The sequence below is a fragment of the Phycisphaerae bacterium genome (genome assembly GCA_035384605.1).
Taxonomy (GTDB): Bacteria; Planctomycetota; Phycisphaerae; order UBA1845; family PWPN01; genus JAUCQB01.
The window spans coordinates 1-5,456 of record DAOOIV010000191.1 but is presented as its reverse complement, the minus strand read 5'-3'; the positions used below and the strand labels follow the sequence as shown (position 1 = coordinate 5,456).

3 protein-coding genes are annotated in these 5,456 nt (G+C 61.4%); all 3 read right to left on the bottom strand.

All coding sequences use genetic code 11. The features are described from left to right. A partial coding sequence (rpoC, locus tag PLL20_21460; GenBank protein ID HPD32567.1) for a DNA-directed RNA polymerase subunit beta' occupies positions 1-4,089 on the bottom strand: 4,089 nt, incomplete at its 3' end. A gap of 81 nt (positions 4,090-4,170) precedes the next feature. Then, complete coding sequence (locus PLL20_21455) at positions 4,171-4,326, bottom strand: hypothetical protein (GenBank protein HPD32566.1); 156 nt, start codon at positions 4,324-4,326, stop codon at positions 4,171-4,173. Positions 4,327-4,354: 28 nt separating this feature from the next. Then, positions 4,355-5,456 (bottom strand): DNA-directed RNA polymerase subunit beta (gene rpoB, locus PLL20_21450; protein HPD32565.1); only part of this gene is annotated, 1,102 nt, incomplete at its 5' end.

Genomic DNA, 5,456 nt, shown 5'->3' with positions numbered 1-5,456 from the left:
CTGGAAGCTGGCCGCCGAGATGAACGACTCGCTCTGCAGCGAGGCCTTGGTGATACCAAGCAGTAGAGTCTTGGCGGTCGCCGGCTTGGGTTTCCGGTCGCGAGTCGGTGGCGTTCCGCCGTCCTGCTCGATCCTGGCCACGACCTCGGCGAACTCGGTCCTGGGGACGATCTGGCCCGCGGTAAACGTGCTGTCACCCGGATCCTTGATCTTGACGCTCGCGGCCAGCCGCTCGTTCTCAGCCCGGAACCGGAACTTGTCCACTACCTCCATCGGCAGGAAGCGAGTATCCCCCGGATTGTCGATCCGGACTTTCCGGAGCATCTGCATCAGAATAATCTCCAGGTGCTTGTCGTTGATCGTCACGTTCTGGCTGCGGTAGACAGCCTGAACCTCCGAGAGCAGGTAGTTCTGCAGGGCCTCCTCGCCCTTGATCCGCAGGATGTCGTGCGGCACCAGCGGCCCCTCGACGAGCGGGTCGCCCGCCTCGACAAAGTCGCCGGCGTGAACCAGCAACTGCTTGTCCTGCGGAACGTGGTGTTCCTTTTCCATGCCGCCCTCGGAACGAATGATGATAGTCATCTTGCCACGGCGACGATCGGCGCGAATCTCGACCTTCCCGGAGATTTCGGCCATGACCGCCGGCTCCTTGGGCTTGCGGGCCTCGAAGATCTCGGTGACCCGCGGCAGGCCGCCGGTGATGTCCTGCGTTCCGGCGATGGCCCGCGGCTGGCGGGCCAGGAGTGTACCCGGAACGATCTTGTCGCCCTCTGCGACTTCGATACGTGCCTTGGCGGGTAGATAGTGGTAATCGAGCACGCGGCCTTCGACGTCCTCGATGACGATCTGGGGATGTTTCTCGCCCTTGTGTTCGACGACGATGTACTTGGCGCCGGCCCGCTCCTGTTCGAGGCGCACCGTCTCGCCTTCGGTAATGTCATGGAAGCGGACGACTCCCGAGACCTCGGCCAAGATCGGCGTCAAGTGTGGATCCCATGTGGCCAGTTCGGTCCGCGGACCGACTTCCTGGCCTTCCCTTACCACCAGCAGGGCCCCGTAAGGCACCTTGTAACGTTCAAGCTCGCGGTTCTTGGCGTCGACAATGGCCACTTCACCGTTACGCTTGAGGGCCACTTGGCGGGTCCCCTCGCCCTCCGTCGCCGGAACCTCGACCGCGTTCAGATCGTGGAAGACCACGCGACCGGCCTGGATGTTGATGATCTTGTTCTCTGCCACCGCGCGGGTCGCGACACCGCCCGTATGGAACGTGCGCATCGTAAGCTGCGTTCCCGGCTCGCCGATCGACTGGGCGGCGAGAATACCGACCGCCATGCCCTCCTCGACCAGATTGCCGGTCGACATGTCAACCCCGTAACACCGGGCGCACACACCGAACGGACTCTCGCAGGTCAAGGGACTGCGAACACGAATCGTATCCAGGCCGAGTTCCTCAATCTTGGCGGCGATCTCACGCGTAATAACGTCGTTCTCCGCCACGATAATCTGATCCGTGACGGGGTTGCGGATGGTGTCGCGGGCGACACGACCGATGATGCTGTCCCGCAGCGGCACGGCGATCTCCTCGCCCTTGTACACCGCGCCCTTGGTAATGCCGTTGATGGTTCCGCAGTCCAGTCGGGTGACAATGACATTCTGGGCCACGTCGGCCAGCTTGCGGGTCAGGTATCCCGAGTCCGCGGTCTTGAGAGCGGTATCGGCCAGACCCTTGCGGGCGCCGTGCGTCGAGCTGAAATACGCCAGCACCGACAGGCCCTCGCGGAAATTGCTCTTGATCGGCGTCTCGATGATCTCGCCCGACGGTTTGGCCATCAGCGCCCGCATGCCGGCAAGCTGACGGATCTGGTCCACCGATCCGCGGGCTCCTGAATCGGTCATGAGGTAAATGGGGTTGAGATAGAAGCGACCCCGATTCTCGCCGGCAGGAACATAATTACCCTCCTCGTCGCGACGGTCAAACTTGAATTCCTTCATCATCTCCTTGGTGACCTGCTCGCGGGCATGAACCCATACGTCGATGAGCTGGTTGTGCCGCTCCATCGGGGTGATGGCCCCCCGCTGGTAACCGCGCTCGATCTGGTCGACGCGCTTTTGAGCCCGGCTGATGATATCCCACTTGGCCGCGGGAATACGCAGGTCGTGAATGCCGAATGACAAACCGGCCAGAGTGCTGTGCTTGAAGCCGGTGGCCTTGATTCGGTCCAGCAGGTCGATGGTCGCCGCCCGGCCGAGCAGATGGTGACAGTCCGCGATGACGCGGCCCGCCCCCTTCTGGCTGAGCGGATAGTTGTATAAAGGCATTTCCGGCGGGAGCATGTCGTTGAAGATCAATCGCCCGACCGTGGTCTCGACAATGCGATTGGCGGGTACGGGTTCCGGATCGGTTTTCTGCGAGGATACCATCATGGCCCGCTCCACCCGACATCGGATCTTCTGGTGGATGGTGATCTTCTTCTGCTCATAGGCCATCATCGCCTCATGGGGGCTGCTGAAGCACGGAAGCTTGGCCTTCGGATCCGGCAGGTTCGGCGAATAATCCATGGTGAGATAGAAAATGCCCATGACGATGTCCTGGGAGGGAGACATGATCGGGCTACCGTTGGCCGGGCTGAAGATGTTGTTGGTCGACATCATCAGGACGTGGGCCTCCGTCTGGGCCTCGACGGACAACGGCAGGTGCACGGCCATCTGGTCGCCGTCAAAGTCGGCGTTGAAACCCTTGCAGACCAGCGGGTGAATGCGAATCGCGTTGCCCTCGACGAGCACCGGCTCGAACGCCTGAATGCCCATGCGGTGCAACGTGGGCGCGCGGTTGAGGAGGACCGGGTGATTCACGATCACCTCTTCCAGGATGTCCCAGATCTCCTGGTCACGCCTCTCGAGCATCTTCTTGGCGCTCTTGATGGTGTCGGCCAATCCCCGCTCGCGAAGCTTGCGGATGATGAACGGCTGGTAGAGCTCCAGGGCAATCTTCTTGGGCAGGCCGCACTGATGGAGCTGGAGCTCAGGTCCCACGACGATGACCGACCGGGCCGAGTAGTCGACACGCTTGCCCAGCAGATTCTCGCGGAAGCGCCCCTGCTTGCCCTTGATCATGTCGGTCAGCGACTTGAGCGGGCGGTTGCTGCTGCCCAGAACCGGCCGGCGGCACCGTCCGTTGTCGAAGAGAGCGTCGACCGCCTGCTGAAGCATGCGCTTTTCGTTGCGAATGATGACCTCGGGCGCGTTAAGATCAACGAGCTTCTTGAGCCGGTTGTTGCGGTTGATGATGCGACGATAAAGGTCGTTGAGATCGCTGGTGGCGAAGTTGCCGCTCTCCAGCAGAACCAGCGGCCGCAGGTCCGGCGGAATGACCGGGATGACTTCCATGACCATCCATTCGGCCTCATTGCCGCTGTTGCGCAGGTTCTCGACGATCTTCAGCCGCTTGCACAAATCCTTGAGCCGCTGCTTGCTGTTGGTCTTGCCGATCTGGTCCAGAAGCTCGGCGCTCAGCGCCGCCAAGTCCATGGAACGTAGAAGGCTGCGGATCGCCTCGGCGCCCGTCTGAGCAATGAAACCGTTCTCGCCGTACTTCTCGCGGGCCGCCCGATATTCCTCCTCGTTCAGAAGCTGCTTGGGCTTGAGCGGAGAGTCCAGGGGATCGACCACGACGTAGTCCTGGAAATAAACGATCTTCTCGAGGTCGCTGGTCTTCATGTCCAGAAGATTGCCGAGCCGGCTGGGCATGGCCTTGAAGAACCAGATGTGCACGACGGGAGCGGCCAGGTTGATGTGACCCATCCGCTTGCGCCGGACGCGCGAATGCGTCACCTTCACGCCGCAACGATCGCAGATGATCCCCTTGTGCTTCGTGCCTTTGTACTTGCCGCAGGCACACTCCCAGTCGCGCTCCGGCCCGAAGATGCGTTCGCAGAACAGACCGTCCTTTTCCGGGCGATAGGTACGGTAGTTGATCGTCTCCGGCTTCTTCACCTCGCCGAACGACCAGCTTCGAATGTCGTTGGGCGATGCCAGCGAGATCTTCACGCTGCCGTAGTCATTGATCCGATCGTAAATGTTCTCGGCCATTGTTCAGGGTCCTTTCGAAAGGAACCGTTTCATTCGGTTGCCAGGCTTCCGTCGTCGGCTCGCAGCGGACTGCGGCCGCTATCACTTCGGATCGGGGCCCTTCTTCCCGTTTCGTCTGCCCGTGCTTCTTAGCGGCCAGACCAGCAGGACGACCGGGAGTAACGATGACGCGATACAGAGGCCGAAGGACAGGTTGTAAACCGGTTCGCCGACCTTGACCGCCAGCAGCCCTCTCATATCCGATCCTCATTCCCGTCATCCCGCCTCAGCTCACACGGACCTTCTCGAGCTGGATGTTCATACCCAGCCCCTTGATTTCATTGCACAGCACGTCGAACGACACCGGCGTGCCGGCCTCGAGCGTGTTCGTGCCCTTGACCATCGATTCGTAGATCTTGGTTCGACCTTCGACATCATCACTCTTGACCGTCAGCAGTTCCTGCAAGACGTAGGCCGCCCCGTAAGCCTCCAGGCCCCAGACTTCCATCTCGCCGAATCGCTGACCGCCGGTGCGGGCTTTGCCGCCGAGCGGTTGCTGGGTGATCAACGAGTAAGGGCCGGTCGCCCGGGCGTGAATCTTGTCATCCACCAGATGATGGAGCTTATCCATGTAGAGATAGCCGACGGTCACCGGTTGGTCGAACGGTTCTCCCGTCCGGCCGTCGTACAACCTGACCTTCCCGCCCTTCGGCATTTCGACCAGAATCTCGCGCGTCTGGCCGGCATTCTGAATGGCTTGGGGATCCTCCCGGCGCTGCCGGACCCGCTCGTTGGCCTCCTGCACGCAACGATTGATATCCTCCTCGGTGGCTCCATCGAACACCGGAGTAATCGCCTGGAAGCCAAGGATGGCCGCCGCCCAGCCCAGGTGCGTCTCGAGGATCTGACCCACGTTCATGCGCGACGGCACACCCAGGGGGTTGAGCAGGATGTCGACCGGCGTGCCGTCTTCCAGGAAGGGCATGTCCTCCTCGGGTAGGATCCGGGCAATGACCCCTTTGTTTCCGTGCCGACCCGCCATCTTGTCGCCGATGGCCAGTTGTCGCTTGGTGGCCACGTAGACCTTGACCATCTCGAGGACGCCGGAAGGCAATTCGTCGCCCCGCTTCATCTGAGACAGCTTGCGTTCCCGCTCGTCAATGATGTCGCGGATGCGCGGCCAGTACCGATCGATCACCTTCATCGCAGCGTCGCGAGCCGGGGCCGACTTAATCCACTTGATGGTGCCCGACTCGATCTGGGCCTTGAAGGACTCGACCTGCTCGAGAATAACCTCCATCGATTCGGATTTGCCGACCTTCTGTTTGGTGGAGGGGTCGACCATCACTTGCCCGGTGACTTCCTCGATGGTCTCGCACATCTTGCGG

Coding starts and splice junctions, on each gene's coding strand:
- PLL20_21455 (HPD32566.1), bottom strand. CDS start 4,326: ATGAGAGGGCTGCTGGCGGTCAAGGTCGGCGAACCGGTTTACAACCTG.